The sequence below is a fragment of the Rhodococcus sp. IEGM 1408 genome, from assembly GCF_033142235.1.
GTDB lineage: Bacteria > Actinomycetota > Actinomycetes > Mycobacteriales > Mycobacteriaceae > Dietzia.
In genome coordinates this window covers 1-16,769 of record NZ_JAWLRW010000014.1, presented here as the reverse complement: position 1 = coordinate 16,769, position 16,769 = coordinate 1, and the positions used below count along the sequence as shown (strand labels likewise).

19 protein-coding genes are annotated in these 16,769 nt (G+C 67.7%); 9 read left to right on the top strand and 10 right to left on the bottom strand.

The features are described 5' to 3' along the window. Positions 1-3: 3 nt before the first annotated feature. From R4P08_RS16810 to R4P08_RS16790, 5 genes are all read right to left on the bottom strand, one after another. On the bottom strand, positions 4-1,797 hold the full coding sequence (locus R4P08_RS16810; protein WP_182609981.1) for a cutinase family protein: 1,794 nt from the start codon (positions 1,795-1,797) through the stop codon (positions 4-6). A 251-nt stretch (positions 1,798-2,048) separates the two neighbouring features. Beyond that, positions 2,049-2,429, bottom strand: coding sequence for a hypothetical protein (locus tag R4P08_RS16805; protein WP_258305962.1), 381 nt, complete (start codon positions 2,427-2,429; stop codon positions 2,049-2,051). 281 nt (positions 2,430-2,710) lie between these two features. Then, the gene (locus tag R4P08_RS16800; protein ID WP_069388979.1) at positions 2,711-3,247 is read right to left on the bottom strand and encodes a hypothetical protein; all 537 of its coding nucleotides are present in this window, start codon (positions 3,245-3,247) and stop codon (positions 2,711-2,713) included. Between the two features lie 382 nt (positions 3,248-3,629). Continuing rightward, positions 3,630-3,962 (bottom strand): hypothetical protein, encoded by a 333-nt coding sequence (locus tag R4P08_RS16795; RefSeq protein ID WP_259852554.1) that lies wholly within the window; start codon positions 3,960-3,962, stop codon positions 3,630-3,632. 48 nt (positions 3,963-4,010) lie between these two features. After that, the gene (locus tag R4P08_RS16790) at positions 4,011-4,646 is read right to left on the bottom strand and encodes a hypothetical protein (protein WP_259842448.1); all 636 of its coding nucleotides are present in this window, start codon (positions 4,644-4,646) and stop codon (positions 4,011-4,013) included. Between the two features lie 122 nt (positions 4,647-4,768). On the opposite strand from R4P08_RS16790, the gene R4P08_RS18570 reads away from it, so the two are divergent. Together R4P08_RS18570 and R4P08_RS16785 are read left to right on the top strand one after the other, a co-directional pair. Then, positions 4,769-5,218: a helix-turn-helix domain-containing protein gene (locus tag R4P08_RS18570; RefSeq protein ID WP_081615145.1), complete on the top strand. Its 450-nt coding sequence runs from the start codon at positions 4,769-4,771 to the stop codon at positions 5,216-5,218. A 57-nt stretch (positions 5,219-5,275) separates the two neighbouring features. After that, the gene (locus tag R4P08_RS16785) at positions 5,276-5,854 is read left to right on the top strand and encodes a hypothetical protein (protein ID WP_146193813.1); all 579 of its coding nucleotides are present in this window, start codon (positions 5,276-5,278) and stop codon (positions 5,852-5,854) included. Between the two features lie 278 nt (positions 5,855-6,132). Here R4P08_RS16785 and R4P08_RS16780 read toward each other — a convergent pair whose 3' ends face one another. From R4P08_RS16780 to R4P08_RS16760, 5 genes are all read right to left on the bottom strand, one after another. Then, the gene (locus R4P08_RS16780; RefSeq protein ID WP_156776070.1) at positions 6,133-7,266 is read right to left on the bottom strand and encodes a hypothetical protein; all 1,134 of its coding nucleotides are present in this window, start codon (positions 7,264-7,266) and stop codon (positions 6,133-6,135) included. Next, positions 7,259-7,675 (bottom strand): hypothetical protein, encoded by a 417-nt coding sequence (locus R4P08_RS16775; RefSeq protein WP_067715278.1) that lies wholly within the window; start codon positions 7,673-7,675, stop codon positions 7,259-7,261. Before R4P08_RS16775 ends, R4P08_RS16780 begins: the two co-directional genes overlap by 8 nt. Before the next feature lie 122 nt (positions 7,676-7,797). Continuing rightward, on the bottom strand, positions 7,798-8,649 hold the full coding sequence (locus R4P08_RS16770) for a nucleoside hydrolase (protein WP_172815703.1): 852 nt from the start codon (positions 8,647-8,649) through the stop codon (positions 7,798-7,800). Positions 8,650-10,215: 1,566 nt separating this feature from the next. After that, positions 10,216-10,443: a hypothetical protein gene (locus R4P08_RS16765; protein ID WP_069388974.1), complete on the bottom strand. Its 228-nt coding sequence runs from the start codon at positions 10,441-10,443 to the stop codon at positions 10,216-10,218. Between the two features lie 168 nt (positions 10,444-10,611). Then, positions 10,612-10,881, bottom strand: coding sequence for a hypothetical protein (locus R4P08_RS16760; protein ID WP_206682665.1), 270 nt, complete (start codon positions 10,879-10,881; stop codon positions 10,612-10,614). A 349-nt stretch (positions 10,882-11,230) separates the two neighbouring features. Between R4P08_RS16760 and R4P08_RS16755 the strand changes: the two genes are divergently transcribed. From R4P08_RS16755 to R4P08_RS16725, 7 genes are all read left to right on the top strand, one after another. Beyond that, positions 11,231-11,482 carry a glutaredoxin family protein gene (locus R4P08_RS16755; protein ID WP_083249576.1) on the top strand — a complete coding sequence of 84 codons (252 nt, stop codon included), beginning with the start codon at positions 11,231-11,233 and terminating at the stop codon, positions 11,480-11,482. Positions 11,483-11,528: 46 nt separating this feature from the next. Beyond that, complete coding sequence (locus R4P08_RS16750) at positions 11,529-11,870, top strand: hypothetical protein (RefSeq protein ID WP_017838631.1); 342 nt, start codon at positions 11,529-11,531, stop codon at positions 11,868-11,870. A gap of 491 nt (positions 11,871-12,361) precedes the next feature. Beyond that, positions 12,362-12,904 (top strand): hypothetical protein, encoded by a 543-nt coding sequence (locus R4P08_RS16745; RefSeq protein ID WP_069388972.1) that lies wholly within the window; start codon positions 12,362-12,364, stop codon positions 12,902-12,904. 133 nt (positions 12,905-13,037) lie between these two features. Continuing rightward, on the top strand, positions 13,038-13,322 hold the full coding sequence (locus tag R4P08_RS16740; protein WP_017838461.1) for a hypothetical protein: 285 nt from the start codon (positions 13,038-13,040) through the stop codon (positions 13,320-13,322). A gap of 112 nt (positions 13,323-13,434) precedes the next feature. Beyond that, entirely contained in the window at positions 13,435-14,856 is a 1,422-nt protein-coding gene (locus R4P08_RS16735) for a ParB/RepB/Spo0J family partition protein (protein ID WP_182641457.1), read from the top strand. Between the two features lie 425 nt (positions 14,857-15,281). Beyond that, complete coding sequence (locus tag R4P08_RS16730) at positions 15,282-15,524, top strand: hypothetical protein (protein WP_069388970.1); 243 nt, start codon at positions 15,282-15,284, stop codon at positions 15,522-15,524. A 161-nt stretch (positions 15,525-15,685) separates the two neighbouring features. Further along, positions 15,686-16,591, top strand: coding sequence for an ArdC-like ssDNA-binding domain-containing protein (locus R4P08_RS16725; protein ID WP_317815058.1), 906 nt, complete (start codon positions 15,686-15,688; stop codon positions 16,589-16,591). Positions 16,592-16,769: the final 178 nt, after the last annotated feature.

Sequence of the window (16,769 nt, the reverse complement as noted above, 5' to 3'; positions counted from 1 at the left end):
CAGTCAGTTCCCTTCAAGGGTGGTAGAGGTGGGCGCCGCACTCGAGGTGGGCGCTGTAGTGTTCGCCGGCCTCGCAACCGACGACGTCGTAACGGAGGTGTGGCCGACCTTGTTGAGGGCCGCTCGGGCGGCGTCACGGTTGAACTCGACGGAGTCCAAAGCGCTGAGTCCGACCTGGGTCTGGCGGGGTGCCGGAGCGAGCGGGTCCGCGCTGTCGGCGGTGACATCAGCGGCGATCGCTTGCACCCAGTCCCGGGTCGCTGTGGCTGGGCTGCGCCCATCCGGCAGGACCGGACGTTCTCCGTAGGCGTTGTGCTCGTTGGTCGACAGCCACGCCGCCAGGCTCACCGCGAGCTCCACCTGCTCCGGGACCGGCACCCCGGCGTCCTTGAGGATCTGCAGCGTCTGTCGTGCATAGCCCGAGGCGGTCCCCGGCTCCAGTAGGGACATCGCCGAGTCGGACAGCCTGGCCACTGCCACAGCGCCCGCGGCCTGGGGGCCACCGGTCACTCCTGCCACGGCGATCTGGGCAAGATTCTCCGGCGTGATGGTCTTGCGGGCGACGGTGATGGCCGCCCCAAGCGCCATCCCGCCGATCCCGGCGGCCACCTCCACAACCGTTCCGACGAACTGCTCCGGCGTCGGCAGGGGCGGCAGCCCCGGCAACCCCGGGATCCCCGGAATACCCGGAGGCATCGGGGCCGGCGGGCCGATGGCTCCTGCCGGTGCTGGTGTGACCTCGACGATCGGCTCCGGAGCCGGAAGCGCAGCCGGTGCCTCCTCAGGCACGGCGCTATCGGCCACGGTCGTAGCTGTGCTCGTCAAGGGTGCTTCGCTCCGGCTCGTCGGCGAGCTGGTGGTCTCCTCGGTGGCTGCTTGGACCCGCTTGTTCAGCACGGGCGTGGGATTGGCTGCGCTGGGGCGAAGTGAGAAGCCCGTGCCGCCGAAGCTGAAGTCAGCGATCTCGGACAGGTTTCCGACGCTGACCGCCCGGTCGAGGATCCGCGCGAGCTGCTCGAGTGCGGCGACCGGGTCGCCCAGCGACATCGTCTCGAGTAGCGGCACGATGTCGGCCACGAGCTTGGATTCGACCGGCAGACCACACACGTAGTCCCCGGGCAGGCACCACGAGACGACGCGGTCGCTGAGCTGACCAAAGCCCACGTGGCCGGTGTTGTCTGTGCCCAGCCCTCCCGCGTTCGCCGTCGGCAGCGTCTCCAGGCCCGTAATGGCGCGCAGAACGTTCTCCCCGGCGGTGCCCGGCACGGGCCCCACCGACGAGGCACCGTCCGGGTGCAGAGGCGTGCCCCCCGCTCGGGTCGGGTCGGCGAACAACGCCACGCCGGCCACCTGATCTGGGTCGATGACGCTCTGCCCGGCGCCCGTGCGCCGAGCAACGTTACTGATCACTTCTGCGCCCTGGGAGAATCCGGCAAGGAACACCTTCGTCTCCGGACACCTCGCGGCGACCGTCGCCATCAGGTCTTCCGTCATTTCCACACCGGTGTTCATCGACTCGGCATACGGCGTGGTGTCCCCGAAGTTCTCGGGTAGGTGCCGCATTCCGGGCGGCTGCGCTCCCCCGACCGTCGCGGGGTAGGTCACGTACGTGCGCGACACTCGCGCAGCCTGTCGGTTCGGTCCCTGCATGGACCGGCCGATCGCCTCTCCCGCGGTGCCCGCGAGCGACTGCACCCCGGGCGGCAAGTCGAGCAGTGCCGCAAACCCGGAGGACAGGTCCCCGATATTGCCTCCGTTCACCGCGGCCATCACGGGCCGCACGAGATGCTGGGACAAGAAGCCGTGGGTGTCGCTGTTCGGCTCGGCGAACCGAGATGTCTCGGAGGTGCCGGGAGCCAACAGCATGTGCACCGCAGGGCACTGTGTAATCCCCCTGCTGGTCGTGGTCGTGGTCGTGGTCGTGGTCGAGGTTCCCGGGCCTGGCCGAGCGGTGGTGGTCTGCGCGGCCGCAGGGCCGGCAGCTGACACGACCACGGTCGTCACTACCAGCGCCGAGAGAAGTTGCAATGGCGTGTTCATCTGCTCTTTCACCTTCTGCCCCAGGCCGCGACCTGAGTCCGCGCGGCGTCGATAAGTTCAGTGCCGAGTTCGGCGACGGCCGCGGGCACCGCTTCACGCGGTGACGGTCGTTTCTTCGTCGTGGGTGGTTCCCCGAGGGACCAGACGGGCAGCTCATCGAGCGCCACGGTGGTCAAACCGGGAATGAACGGGACCGACCACATCTGCGACGCGCCCCCGTCGATCTGGTCGAGTAACCCCGCCAGCACGTCTCGCCGCTGACGGACCTGCTGAGGCCGCCGGCCCGGCACCCGCGCGACCGTGGCCACGCCAAGCAGACGCGCGTGCGTGCCGGCCCCTCCGGTGGCGTACTGCCGCACCAGGGCGTGGGCCTTAGTCAGTGCTGTCACCGACTCCTCGGCCACGAGCACCACAAACGGCGACTGTTTGCCATGACCGCCCGGCCACCGGCCCTGAGCGTCCCCCGCGGGGCTGAGCCACCGGCAGAGCGTTGAGACCCCGGCGCCGCCATGCGCGCCCAACAGCCAGAGACCCGGTGATCCGCTCGCGGGCACCGCCCTGTCCCACACCGCGACACACTCATGCGACGCCGGGGGTTGAATCGTGGGCCGAACCTGTCCCGCTCCTGCGGGGACATCCCGTCGACTCTGAGCCATGATCGGGGCCGCCATCACTCTTCCTCCGCCGCAATACTGACGATCTCGACTCGGTCACCGTCACGACTGGTGGTGACCTGTTGGACGAAGGTTTCAGGGGTCTCAGACGGCCGCGCCTCAGTGATCTTCACCTGCGCTTTCGCACCGTCAGCCGTGATCGAGACACAGTGCTCAGTGCCCTCCGGGACCGAATCGATCCCTTCTTGGAGGGCTTCGACGTTCACCAGTGGTGAGTCGTCGGACGTCAGACTCAGTGCTTTCTTCGCGTCGCGCTCGGAGTAGTAGGCGTGCTGGAAGGCCAGGACGACGCCGGCCACCGATCGGGTGTCCCCCGCGCCGTCGCCGGTCACCGTCTCGCCTGACTCCGACCCCTCGCACTGGAAAGCCGCATCCTGCATCGTCCCGGCGTCCTCTGTTGCCAGGTCACCGGAGCGACCCTCGATCTCCGCCAGGTCGGCGGACAGGTCCGCTGGTTGATCCATCCCGTCGGAGAGCTTGTTGACCAGGAGTAGCCCGCCGCCGCAGACCAGTACGACGAGCAAACACGTCATCGCGGCGGGGATAGCCCATTCACGCCTACGACGTGGTTGGGCTATCCCCGTCCCTGGTTCCACTGCCGCCGGGTCCTCACCGGACGGTGGCGGCGTTACCTCGTCCGACACCTGAGCCGGCTCAGCTCCCACGAGCTGGTCCATCCAGGGCTGGTCTGGTTCGGTCTCGTCCGGTGCACGCGGCGGATCCGGCGTCGGCGGCAGCTTCACCTCGCCAGCGGCCGCTTCCACACCGAGTGCAGCCATCCAGTCGGGCTCCCCCACCTCGTCCTCCGGCCCACCTACTGGATCGACGGGCCGCAGCGGCGAGTCCGCGTCGTCATTGTTTTTTTTCGACACGTTGCCCTCCTAGATCACTCGAAGCCCTCGGTGGCTGTGGCGGTCAGTTGAAGTGGATCGGCGGGACGCCCGGGATGTTCAGGCCGTTGATCGACCCGGCCGCTGCGTCCTTGGCGTTGTTCATGCCGTCGTGGAACGCGTTCTCGACGCCCGTTGCAGCATGGGGGTTGCTCGCCACCGCGCCGCCCAGGCCGAGCGCTGCCGACCCTCCGCCGGCGGCGACACCGGTACCGACGATTCCTGCGGGAACTGCCCATGCGGGCGCGGTGGCGACCGCCGCGGCGGCACCGGCCACGGCGGGTGCCGCAGACGCGGCCGCGGCCGGGATGGCGGTGTTAGCGATCATTCCGGCGATGAGAAGCGAGATCGGATCCATGGTGGTTCTCCTTCGATGTGTGAGTGAGCACTGGCGGTCGGGCGACCGTCAGCCGATGTGGAGCTGCTTGGGGGCGATGGGGGCCTGAGGCGTCACCGCGCCGCGGCCTCCCAGGTCGATCGTGAGGCCCGGTGCGGGTGCCGGGGCCTGCTGGACCGGCGCCGGAGCAGGCGCCGGAGCTGGAGCGGGTGCCTGACGCACCGGAGCCGGGGCTTGCTGCACGGGAGCCGGGGCCTGCTGCAGGGGTGCCTGACGCACCGGAGCTGGGGCCTGCTGCACGGGTGCCTGACGCACCGGAGCTGGGGCCTGCTGCACGGGCGCGACCGCCTGCTGGACCGCGGGAGCCTCCGGAGCGGCAGCCTCCGATGCTTGCTCTCGACGAGGGTCGGGCTTGTCTTCCTTCTTCGCCTTCTTGACCTCGACGGCCGCGGAGATGCCGGCTTGCTGCGCCACTGGCTTCGCCCGCGCTGCTGCGGGAGCAGGCGTCGCACGAGTCGTGGCCCGAGTGGTCGACGCCTGACCCTCCACGACCGCGGCCTGAGCCGTCGTCGCCTTCGCTGGCTTCTGGGCCTCGGTGATACCTGCCTGCGTGCCGGCCAGGGCGAGAGTGGCGCCTCCGAACGCGACAATCGCTGCGGTGGTTCCGACGAGCGCTCCCCTGAGCGCGGTCCGAGATTGGTGCATGGTCTACCCCTGTCGCCGTTTTATAGTGACACCCTAACCCCTCCGGGGCGCATGTCAACGTCACTATAGGACGCAACCGTAAAGTCGTGGGGAAACATCAGGACGGCGACGGAGGAGTGCACATGGGAAGGGCCTCAGCCCATGCCTTCTCCCCCGAGGTTCTTGTCGATTTGCGTCGCAGCGCGGGCCTTTCGCAGGCTGCGCTGGGTGATGCACTGGGGGTGAGTTCGGGCTCAGTCCGTGCTTGGGAGCGGGGTCGGAAGATCCCTCAGGCGGATATGTTGGGTCGGTTGGCAGAACTGTTGAGTGCGGCGCTCTCGAGCACCGTTACCGTTGCCGACCTGGTCGACATTCCCGATACCGGCAGAACTCTCGCTGACTGGCGTGTGCTCCGAGCCTTGACTCAAGGTGAAGCCGCGCGACGCGCTGGCCTTTCCACCTCGCATTATGGGGCGATTGAGCGTGGAGACAGCCCCTTGGCGGCGCATAGTGTTCCCCATCTCGCTGATGCTCTGGGAATCACCCCGGATGAGGTCATCGCTGCCGCAGGTGAGGGCGGGCAGGGCGGTTAACTGCTTTTGGGCCTGTCCACAAAGAACTTGACAGGTGTCCGGCCTAGGCTTGTGGACATGACAGCTCGACTTGCCGACGCGGTACGGAGGAGGCGCGCCGAGCTCTCGCTCAACCTGATTCAAGTCCGGGACCGGGGCGGCCCGCGGGCGCCCATCATGGTGAGAATCGAACGCGGAGACACCGAGGTGATAACCCCCGAGATCCTCGACGCTCTTGACCGGTCGCTGGAGTGGACGATCGGTAGCGCAGCGAGCACTCTTGAAGGAGGCACTCCCACTCCCCGAGAGACGGCGGAAGTGCAGTTTGCACCGTCGGGGGTCACGATCTCCCACGGCGAGGTCGCTGCTCTCACCGCCGCCACATTCCGGTTACAGCAGCTTTCCAGTGACCGCGCCCAGGATTCCGACCTGGTCGAGGCTATCGAGGACCTCGCCCAGGCAGTGGCCCCGCTGTATGGTCAGTTCATCACGGAGTTACTGGCCGCGAATACCCACGGACTTGGTAGCGATATTGTCGTTGACGCAGTAGCTCCGCTGCTGGCCGAGCGTGCGGACTCCGAACTCGACGAAGGCGCTGCGCTGCGTAGATGGCTGGCGATGCCGGACGCCAAACGTGATCGCGGGGAGGACGCATGACGCAAGCGGACCGACTTCAGCAACTCATGTGTGTATGGCGTGATCCCTCTGGTGGGATGCGCACCGTCGAGGAAATTGCTGCGCACACGCCACCGACGGTTGGCGTTACTCCCGAGCTGTTGGGAGACGTGCTCGCGGGGAAGTCAGTGCTCACCGAAGCCCAATGCGAGGCTGTCGCTGCGTTCTTCAAGGTCCCCGGTCGCTACCTCAGCGATGGGGACGAGAAAATTCATGAGCAGCTGGAGCTGCTCAGGCACCTGGTGAATGCAGGTGCAAGGTCAGTCCGACTGCGGGGCAAACCGGTCGACACCACGCGAAAAGCCCTTCTCGCTGCCGTGTCCCGCCGTGTGTCGTAGTTGCTTGGCTCGCTGCCACTGCACCGACAGCTCCCCCGCCTGGCCGACGGCGTCGACGGCAAGCAGACCCTCGTCACCGAGGTGGTCTGTTCGCCTGTCGCGCTGCATCGCCGCGTCCTGAATTGCGAGTGCGAGGATCAGTGCCGGAGGTTCGGCGCTTACTTTGCGAGCTGCGCGCATATGACGGTCGTTCACCAGGGGCGCCAGATGAGCAAGAGCGTCGACGCTCTCCACGATGGCTCGGAGGCGCTGCTCCTTGCCGCGCAGACTCCACGGATCACTGAGAGCCACCTCAGGGCACGCCGTTCTCAGGTCCAGCCACATAGCCGTCATCGGATCGGCCCAGCTATCTTCCGCTCCACGGTTGGCCACCAGTGCCGAAATGACGGCACCAATTGTCAGAAGAACTGCGAAGACGACCCCGTTTGGTACACCGCGGCCGTCTAGGAGACTGTGATCATCTCGAAGAGCGCTGAACCCCACGGCCACAAACACGGTGAAGTTGTCGATGACCAGGAAGGCGTAGACCAGCGTCACCACCGCGCCGACTAGCCGCGACCGGCTTAGTCCCCAGGAGCCGATGAGCTGTTTGACCAGCAGAACCAATCCGACCAACGTGGGAAGACAGAAGATGGCGAAGTACCACAACGCCCAGCCGCTTGGAGCAGACTCCATTTGGTCACCGGCGCGTGGGGCTACAGCGGCAGTGATGACCAGTAGCACCGTCAGCCCGCCGCTAATGGCGTAGAGGACAGGCACCAGCCGTGGGTGTTTGACGTCGCCCTGCGTGGCAAACCAGAGCAAGATCACGCCAGCCACCGCCACGAGGCACGCTCCATGAATTAGTGCGCGCAGGATCGCTGCCCCAAGGAGCGGCTCAACGACGTCGTAGATCGGGCCCACCTTCAATGTCAGGGCCACAGCCCCCGCGGCCAGTGATTCGGTTAGCCGCCGGGGAGCTCCACCGCTGCGTGCCGCGTACACCCGCCACAAGATCGCCGCCCAGGTGATCGCAAGTAGCGTGAAATCGAGCCAGGCTGGCAGCAAATTACGCATGGTTATCCACCCCAAAGGCGCGCCATAGCTCCCGCCCACCAGACGTTTCCTGGGCTTGGCGCAACTGCCTCTCGACCTCGATCCCGGTGGTCATACGCGCAAGGATGAGTGTGCCGAGGAACTCCGCTTCGTACTCCTCTAGCGAAGAGTGGTTCTCGCGTTTAAGCAGGCGGTGAACCTCGCTCAAGTCCAGATCCGGAAAGTACGCGTCCATTCCGTGGGCCGCGTCCGGCGTGGCGAGGTCTCCCCGATGTCCCAGGAGCAGGTGGGCGATCTCGTGGGCCGTCACGGCATCTTGGTGCCACTGCGGTGTGCCGGCACCCAGAATGATGTGGTCCGCAGAGTCGAACTGGACCAGCAGGCCGCACGCCTCCGTACTCAGCGCTCCCTCCATCTGCTCGACTGTCACGGGTCTCCCCCGCTGTCGAGAGATCTCCCCCAGCAAGGACTCTCGAGTCCACGGCCGCGCGCAGCGAATGCCGCGCAGTGCCCGCCGCGCTCGACGACGAGCCATGAACAGCTCACGTCTGTTCATGCCAGCGCTTTCGATACGGCGGACCGAACGACCCCAGCACAGGACTCATCGGCTGGAACCGTCAGCATCCGGTGATCGCCCCCTGGCGTTCCCCACATTGAGGAGCCGACGAAGGTGGGGGTCACCCACTCCCATTTCCCCAACTCAGATCCCACCGCAGCAAGAGCGGCAATCGTGTCGTAAGCCGACGGAGACCACACTTGCCGCCCTGCCCTCTGCGCACAATGCCACCCGTAGGCCTCGTGAATCGACCGCTGAAAGCGCCCGCTGGCCGTGGTCGAACCGAACTCCGACTCTCTGAGCCATATGTGCTCCCCAGCGTTGATCGTCACCCAATCCACGCCGAGATTCTCGACGACCCATGTACTCGCGGCAATGTCTACCTCCGAGTTGGGATCTCGTCCCGGGTCCGACTCTCCGACGATGCCGGCGCCACCGACAGCAACAATGCGCGGGCTCGACTGCGGCTTTGCCGCAGCTAGATTGGTCATCGGACCTAGACAGAGCAGGACATCCTCCGACCCCGCCGATTCGCAGAACTCGAGGATCGCCTTGGACGCGGCGTGCGGATCGCCCGGTCGATCCGGCCTCGAACCGTGGCCGCCCAGCCCATCAGGGCCGTGCACCAGGCGGGGCGTGAAGGTGGGACCCGGCACAGGACCGGCAATCACCGGTATATGGTGTCGCATCACCGCGAGCACGTCGGCAACATTCCTCGCCGCTTGCACGGCTGAGGTGTTCCCCGAAGTCGTGGTCACGCCGATGATCTCGACCTCGGGACGGCTCACCAGCACGGCCAGGGCCAGGGCGTCGTCAACGCCGCAGTCAGTGTCAATGAAGATTCGCACCCAAGCAGGGTATGCGAGAAACGCCGACACCGGTTTATAGTGTCGCCATGGCCATCAGCGGCGTGTCGTCCGCCATAACAGTTACAGATACCGGTAGGAATGCGGTCATGGCACAGCCACACAAGGGTGATCGACGACTCGTCGGTACGCGTCTCGCGCGCGACGTCCACGATGAGGTTCAGCGTCGGGCTGCCGACGCTGGCACATCGGTATCCCAGTACGTCGCAGATGTCCTGGCCGCGCACGTCGGCCGGACTGACGAGATCCGAGAGACCCCCGCTGATGCCCTGTTCCCACGCCACCAATTAGAGGAGCCGCCGCTCGCAGACATCGCTTAGCGCACAGAACACGCGCACACGATCAACTGCATAGCGCACCCACACAAAAGCGATCGCCCCCCGGAGGCAACCGAAGGGCGATCTTGAGAGTGTGACCGGAAAGAGTTACCAGCTCGAACCGGTTTTTGGTGCCCCACCTGAAAGGCAGAACTGCGTGCGAAGCTGTTCTGAGGGTAGCTCACACCCTGTGGACGTGTCCAGCACCGCCGCGCCGGAACTCGTCTCGACTGAGCCAGACCCTCCAACCACCATTACCGTCGTCGATACTGCGGCCCTCGCGGAGCTCGCAGCTCTCCTGGCGGACTCAACCGTCCGCGCATGGGCTCTCGCTCCGACCCAGGGCGACAACCAAGCGATCCAGGTCGGTAGCGGCAACGCCGACCAGCTCGTGCGCCGCGCTCGCCTCGGCACTGAAGCCGCAACATGGGCCATCGTCGCCCAGCCACGTCCAGAGCTGGTCGCCCTCGACATCGACGAGTGCGCCGAACTAGTAGTCCCCGAGATTCGTCAGGCGGCTGCGGATACTGCGACCGTGGTCGTCGCCGCGGTCGCCTCCGGGCGCGACGACTGTCTCCACCTCTGGTGTATTCCGGCGACCAGGCACGGCCGCGACGAGCTCCTGCGACGTGTCGCTCTCATCCGTGAGCACCATCGGCTGCCGGCCGCGGCGATCGACCACCGTGAGGGCAAGGCCATTCGACTGCCGGGCAGCGTAAGCCTCAAACCCGAGGGGCGTCCCGCGCAGCTCGTCGACCTCGAGACCGGGAAAGCGACTGACGTTCGCACGGTAATCCGAGCTGTCCAGGCATCGCTTCCTCGCGACGCGCGGGGATCCGCGCCACAGCGGCTGCGTCGTCGACAGCCGGCTCCCTCAGCCATTCCCCTGCCGTTGCCGGTTGACGACGGCACGCGCCTGGTGACCGAAGCACCTCGAGCGTGGCGCCGGCGCGCACAGTTCACGCCCGAGGATTGGGCGATCCTCAACGACGACACCCGCCGCGACCGGTCAGCGGCCGCCACGGACGCCGCGTGGGTTCTTTGGCGTCACGGCATCCGCTCGGCGACCGCCGCGCTGTGGTGGTACCAGCGCACTGCTGCTTTCGGGAAGTTTCGTCAACGTGACGAGGTGTCCCGCCGGGACGACCGGACTTCTGACTGGTCCGCCTGTCGGCAGCACTGGGCTTCGATCGCTCGGCGTGCGCGAGCATTCCGCCCTGAGATCCCCGAGTCAGACCGCCGCACCCTCGACGCAGCACGCGAGGAGATCCGCTGGTGGGGTGATGCCGACCTCCAGGCAGCTGCCGCCGTGGTCATCGACCGGTTCAGCGACGGGTACGGACTGGCGAGCCGGCCGATCGCTCGCCGAGATCTGCAGCTCGCACTCCACCTGTCCGACGGCGCAGCGTCCGACAGGCTCGCGGCCCTGGTTAAGCGAGGGCTGCTTGTCGTGAGCCACCCGTGGAGCTCCACCACCCCGCGGGAAGCCGCCCGGTATGACCTCGCGGTCCCCGCGACCACTTACCGGGGGGAAACCGACCATGACGTCACAAGCCCTGCGGTGCCCTTGCAGCACCCCCTCTGGGGACTCCTCCGCCACACCAGCCGGCGAACCCTCCTCACCCTGCTACGCCACCCCGCCTCCCCCACCCGCCAACTCGCTGCTCTCCTGGGCCTCCCTCCCGGGGACGCCACCCACGGGGTCCTCCACCTCCTCCGGCAGCTCGAGGACGCCGGGCTCGCTACCCGGGCGGGCACCGGCCGCGGAACGCTCTGGTCCGCCGCCTCCACTCTGGACCTGGACGCCGCGTCCCGTCGTACAGGTGCGCTGACGAGGGCCCAGGAGCTGGCCGCCCGCATCTGCGGTGAGCGCGCCTGCTGGCACGCCGAGAGCCACGCAGAGACAGCGCGGACTCTCCGCGGGCTCCACGTTCTTCGCGCACGTCTCACTCACGCTGAGGCTCGCGGGCAGCGCCCTCGCCCACACCCTGCTCCGCGGCACCGCACCCATCCTCGTCCTCCTCGTCGAGCAGCCCCCCGCGGTCGCCACTCCCCTCCGGTGGGCCCGACCGCCGCGACGCCAGCGCGAGAGCGCCGGCCTAGCCACGCCCCTCGGTCTGCTCCCCCACTGTGATGTCACCAGCGTCCACTGACTCCGAGCGGTCGTACTCTTGCCCCATGCACACGGCCTCTCCTGAACTGTCCGAGTGCCGCACTACGACTACGTCGGGGGTGCTGTCCCAGCCATGACCGGCTTGCTCGTCACGCTCTACGGACGCGAGTCCTGTCCGCCGTGCATAAGGACCAAAAAGCTCCTGGATCAAGCCGGTGTTGCGTTCTTGTACGTGGACATCGACGAAGACCCGGACGCACTCGAGGGACTCACCGAGCAGGACTGGGTGACCGCCCTGCCAGTCATCATCACCCCAGAACTCCAGTGGTGCGGCTACCGGCCTGAACACATCAGGACAATCACCACCAGGTACGGGCCCAGCTAAGCTGAGTCGCAGACGAACAGTCACCCCACACTCGAAAGGACCAGCCATGGTCATCGACGGCAACGTCATCGAAATCGGCACCCTCAACCAGCTCAAATCCGGCAGCAGCGTGCTCACCATCAAAGTGCGACACCGCGCCTACAACCCCACCGCCCGCACCTTCACCGGCGAGGTCGTCTACGACGTCGAGCTACGCAAACAACTCGCCGAGAACGCCCACACCAGCCTCACCATCGGCGACGACGTCATCATCGACGCCGACGAACACGACCTGGCCGCCACCATCTACACCGACAGCCACGGCCGGAACCACCCCCAACTCAGCGGCGCCAAAGCCCGCAACATCGGCATCAGCATCCGATCCGAAGCACTGCCCGTCACCACCTAAGAGCACTATCTGCCCGGCCGCCGCGGGTCGACTGGGGCCAGCTCCCGCGTGCAACACCGCCCGGTGACTCCCGGGGCGTAGATCCCTGGCCGTGGACGCCGGCACTGCCCGGCGGTGGGGCGAACCGGTGGGCGGCCCTCTTTCCCTGCCACCGCGATTCTTCGTGCTCCACTGCCGGCGTCAAGGTCGGCGCCGGCTTCGCCGTCGCCCGGCCGGCCACGACCAATCCGCCCCGCGCTGCGCTTATTTCGGGGCGGATTCGTCGCAGCAGTCCGGGTGCCCTCTCTTGACCCCGTTCGCTACACACGAAAATCGGCAGGTGTCAGGGAAAGGGGGACACTGCGCGAACGGCACAGCCGAGGCGGTGGCGCGAAAAACCCGCAGGTGAAAGCACACTAACGCGCCATAGACGTACCATACACGCATGATGCGTGTACAATAGAAGGCAGAGCCGGGAACACCCGCTCACCCCGCACCCGAAAGGAGCGACCATGCTCACGTCGCCCACGTTCACCGTCCCCGGCGCCGAGGGGATCGCCGCCGCCTACGCCGAGATGCGCCACTACGGCGTCACCCCGCTCGTGGCCAGTGACTGGCTCACCGAGCAGATCGAGGCCACCGCCCACCAGGACATCGCCCAGCAGGTCGAGCGCAACCACGGCGCACCCGCCGAGCGCCCCGTCACCGTCGACGCTCGCGTCCGCCGCGAGATCGACCGCGCCATCAACGTCGCCGTCGCCGTCTACAACCGCCAGCGCAGCCGCGTAACCAACCTCGACCAGATCGCCACCGAGGCAGGAGCCGCAGCGATCAACCGCGCCGCAGTCGCCCGCCAGGCCCGCACCAACGACACCGACCGCGCAACCCTCATCGAACCCCGGGTCGATACCGTTCAGGTCACGCCGCATATGGCCGTGCACTACGTCGCCGCAGTCCTCACCATCGGCCCCCGCGCCCGCGCGATCTCCGCACGGTTCACCAGCAACGGCAAGAACGGCGTCCGCCTCACCCACTTCGACGTCCTGATGCCCTAACCGGCCGCTGGAGGGGGTCGCCCGCCTGGCGACCCCCTCCAGCGCATTTCACACCCCACCCCTCCCCCGCAACACCCGCGCCCAGGTGTCCACCGAAGCCGCCGACGCCCACGAACCGTGCCACTCTGGCCGCATGACCACCGCCGAACCACTGCGCTCGACCAACCTGCGCGAACTCATGCGCGACACCGTCAACCTCGCCCGTGCCGGAGACCACCGCGCCCGCCGCGTCACCATCGGCCCCCGAAGCGGAATCGTCACCCCCCACCACTCACCCGACGGCGAGCTCGACGCCGCAGACCTCGCCGCCCAAGTGTGGGCGATCGGACACGACGAACCCTCCGACACCGGCACCTACACCGAGGGCTACTACACCCACCAAGGAGTCCCCCACATCGTCTACGCCCCAGCGCCATAACCGCAGGTGAAAGCACATTAACGCACCATAGACGTACCATACGCGCATGGCGCGTGTATGCTAGAAGCAGAGCAGCCACAAGGCCACTCACCCCGTACCCGAAAGGACCACCGTGGACACCACGATGAACCTCATCCACGTCAGCCCCTCCGAGCTGACCCTCGTCTCGAACATCCGCGACGCCAAAGCCTCCGACGACCTGGTCGCCAGCGTCCGCGAACACGGCCTCCTTGAGCCGATCAACGCCTACCGCGACGACAACAACGACCTGGTCGTCAAGCACGGCCACCGCCGCACCCTCGCCGCCGTGGCTGCCGAACTCGACCAGGTCCCCGTCATCGTCACCTCTGCCCCGGCAGACGACCTCGACGGCAAGACTGACCTGATCGCGGCCCAGTGGGACGAGAACCAGCAGCGACAGAACCTCACCACCCGCGAGCAGGCCGAGACCATCGCCCAGCTCGCCGCCTTTGGCATCTCCCCCGCCCAGATCAGCAAGCGCCTGCGCGTCGACCGCTCCACCGTCGACGCGGCCACCACCATGCCCGACACCGACACTCTCGACCGCTACGACCTGACCATCACCCAAGCCGCCGTCGTTGCCGAGTTCGCCGACGATGACCGCGCCGTCGACAGCCTCGTCCGTGCCGCCGCCACCGGCCAGTTCGAGCACCAGGCCGCTCGCCTGCGTCAGCAGCGGCAGATCGCCGCCGCCCTGGCCGAGGCCCGCGCCCAGTGGGAGGCCAAGGGTGTGCCCGTCCTCGAGGGCTGGCCCGCCTACGACTCCAAGGGCGAGTGGGTCGACAGGCTGGTCGACGTCGAGACCGGTGAGAAGGTCACCATCGACCCCGACAACCCTGGCGACCACCTCGCCGTCCGGCTTGATGCCGACTTCACCACCGTCCTCACGGCCACCGGGGAGCCGGTCGACCCGTACGAGATCTACGAGGACGACGAGGAGGACCGGCCCGAGGACGCGATCATCCGGAGCCAGGTCCACGAAGCGCTGGTAGTCCAGGCCCGCTGGTACTGCGACGACCTCGCCGCCCGAGGGTGGAAAACCCCGTGGAGCACCGCGTCCCAGGGCGAACCGACTGAGGAAGAGCGCGAGCAGAAGCGGGCCGAACGACGCGACGTCATCGCCGCAAACAAGGCGTGGCTTGCCGCCGAGCAGGTCCGCCGCGACTGGCTCAAGACCTTCTGCGCCCGCAAGGCCGCGCCGAAGAACAGCGCCGCGTTCGTCGCCGCCACCATTACCACCAGCCCGCACCTGCTCTCCGCGGACCGACTGCGAGGCGAGCGCGAGACCTACCTGACGGTCCCGGACACCGAGGCGATGACCACCGCTAAAGCCACCATGACCAGCCTGGCCATGTGCCTGATCGCCCACGAGGTCAACACCCACAAGGGCTCCTGGCGACACATCGACCGCCGCACTGTGGCCTACCTCCGGTTCATCGAGGACCAGGGCTACGCCCTGTCCCCCGTCGAGCGCCGCGCCTGCGGCGACCACGTCGACACCGACGAGCTGTAAGACCCCTCCCGATGCCGGGCTACCGTCCAAGCGACGGTGGCCCGGCCTCTGGGTGGGCACTGGTGGGCGGCCCTCTTTCCCTGCCACCGCGATTGTGCGTGCTCCACTTCCGGGGTCAAGGTCGGCGCCGGCTTCGCCGTCGCCCGGCCGGCCACGACCAATCCGCCCCGCGCTGCGCTTATTTCGGGGCGGATTCGTCGCAGCAGTCCGGGTGCCCTCTCTTGACCCCGTTCGCTGCGCACGAAAATCGGCAGGTGTCAGGGAAAGGGGGACACTGCGCGAATGGCACAGCCGAGGCGGTGGCGCGAACAACCCGCAGGTGAGAGCACATTAACGCACCATAGACGTACCATACACGCATGACGCGTGTACAATAGAAGACAGAGCCGGGAACACCCGCTCACCCCGCACCCGAAAGGACCACCATGACCAAGCCAGGCACCCTGCTCGAGACCTTCGATCTCGAGGTCCCGGACGAGGGCCGCACTATCGCGGCCGAAATCCGGCTCGTGACCAATCCCGACGGCACCGAAGTGCTGTGGCACTACGAGAACGGCCGCGCCGCGTTCGTCCACCCCGCCCGCCGCTGCACCAACTGCGCCGAGGTCATCACCTCCGGCCAGAGCGGCAGCCGCTGCACCGGGTGCACCGACCAGCTGCACCTCTAGCCATAGTCCCCGGCCCGCCAATCGGCGGGCCGGGCCCGGCGGACCCGCAGCAGGTGAGAGCACATTAACGCACCATAGACGTACCATGCACGCATGATGCGTGTACAATAGAAGGCAGAGCCGGGACCACCCGCTCACCTCGCACCCGAAAGGAGCCAGCCATGGCCCGCAAGACCTACACCCCGCAGCAGAAAGAGGCCGCCCGCGCGGCCCGCGCCGAGAAGGTCGAGCAGATGCACGACGAGCTGTCCGCCGCCGTCGACGCCCTCATGCAGTCCGGCCAGTGGCTCATGTGGCTGGACTTCCTCGGATCGTTCCACCGCTACAGCTTCAACAACACGATGCTGATCCAGGTGCAGTGCCCGCACGCCACCCAGGTCGCCGGATTCAAGGCGTGGCAGGCCAAGGGCCGCCAGGTCCGCAAAGGTGAGAAGGGGATCCGGATCTTCGGCAAGCCGTTCCGCCTCGTCTCCGAGACCGACGAGGCCACCGGAGAGACCACCCGCAAGGCCATCAAGTGCCCACCGCCCGTGGTCAGCGTGTTCGACATCTCCCAGACCGACCCCATCGAGGGAGTCGAACAGCCCACCGCCCCCGTCGCCCAGCTCCAGGGCGACGACCACGCCGCCCTCTACGAGCGCATCAGCCAGTGGATGACCGGCCAGGGCTGGACCGTCACCCGCGAGCAGATCCCCGGCGAGTCCAACGGCTACTGCACCGTCGACGGAACCCGCCGCATCGTCGTCGACGCCGACCTGTCCGACGCCCACGCCGCAAAAACCGCCATCCACGAGGCCGCGCACGCGATCTTGCACACCGACGACGACGGCAAGCTCACCACCGAGCCCGACCAGGCCACCCGCGAACTCGAGGCCGAATCCGTCGCCTACGTCGTGGCCGGGCTGCACGACCTCGACACGAGCGACTACAGCGTCGGCTACGTCGCCAGCTGGAGCGGGGGACAGGCCGACACGGTCAAGGCCACCGCCGTCCGAGTCCAGGAAGCCGTCCACCTCATCGCCGACGCCCTCACCGACGAAGACCAGGACGAGGAGGCCACCGGCTAGGCCGGCGGAGCGGGGGGGGGGGGGGGGGGGGGGGCGCCCGCCCCCCCCCCCCCCCCCCCCCCCCCCCCCCCCCCCCCCCCCCCCCCCCCCCCCCCCCCCGCCCCCCCCCCCCCCCCCCCCCCCCCCCCCCCCCCCCCCCCCCCCCCCCCCCCCCCCCCCCCCCCCCCCCCCCCCCCCC

Bases quoted from the DNA above. Each gene is read 5' to 3' on its own strand.
- R4P08_RS16785 (WP_146193813.1), top strand. From the start codon at position 5,276: ATGACAGCTCGACTTGCCGACGCGGTACGGAGGAGGCGCGCCGAGCTC.
- R4P08_RS16740 (WP_017838461.1), top strand. From the start codon at position 13,038: ATGACCACCGCCGAACCACTGCGCTCGACCAACCTGCGCGAACTCATG.
- R4P08_RS16790 (WP_259842448.1), bottom strand. From the start codon at position 4,646: ATGCACCAATCTCGGACCGCGCTCAGGGGAGCGCTCGTCGGAACCACC.
- R4P08_RS16750 (WP_017838631.1), top strand. From the start codon at position 11,529: ATGGTCATCGACGGCAACGTCATCGAAATCGGCACCCTCAACCAGCTC.
- R4P08_RS16780 (WP_156776070.1), bottom strand. From the start codon at position 7,266: ATGCGTAATTTGCTGCCAGCCTGGCTCGATTTCACGCTACTTGCGATC.
- R4P08_RS16800 (WP_069388979.1), bottom strand. From the start codon at position 3,247: ATGACGTGTTTGCTCGTCGTACTGGTCTGCGGCGGCGGGCTACTCCTG.
- R4P08_RS16755 (WP_083249576.1), top strand. From the start codon at position 11,231: ATGACCGGCTTGCTCGTCACGCTCTACGGACGCGAGTCCTGTCCGCCG.
- R4P08_RS16795 (WP_259852554.1), bottom strand. From the start codon at position 3,962: ATGGATCCGATCTCGCTTCTCATCGCCGGAATGATCGCTAACACCGCC.
- R4P08_RS16725 (WP_317815058.1), top strand. From the start codon at position 15,686: ATGGCCCGCAAGACCTACACCCCGCAGCAGAAAGAGGCCGCCCGCGCG.
- R4P08_RS16745 (WP_069388972.1), top strand. From the start codon at position 12,362: ATGCTCACGTCGCCCACGTTCACCGTCCCCGGCGCCGAGGGGATCGCC.
- R4P08_RS16730 (WP_069388970.1), top strand. From the start codon at position 15,282: ATGACCAAGCCAGGCACCCTGCTCGAGACCTTCGATCTCGAGGTCCCG.
- R4P08_RS18570 (WP_081615145.1), top strand. From the start codon at position 4,769: ATGGGAAGGGCCTCAGCCCATGCCTTCTCCCCCGAGGTTCTTGTCGAT.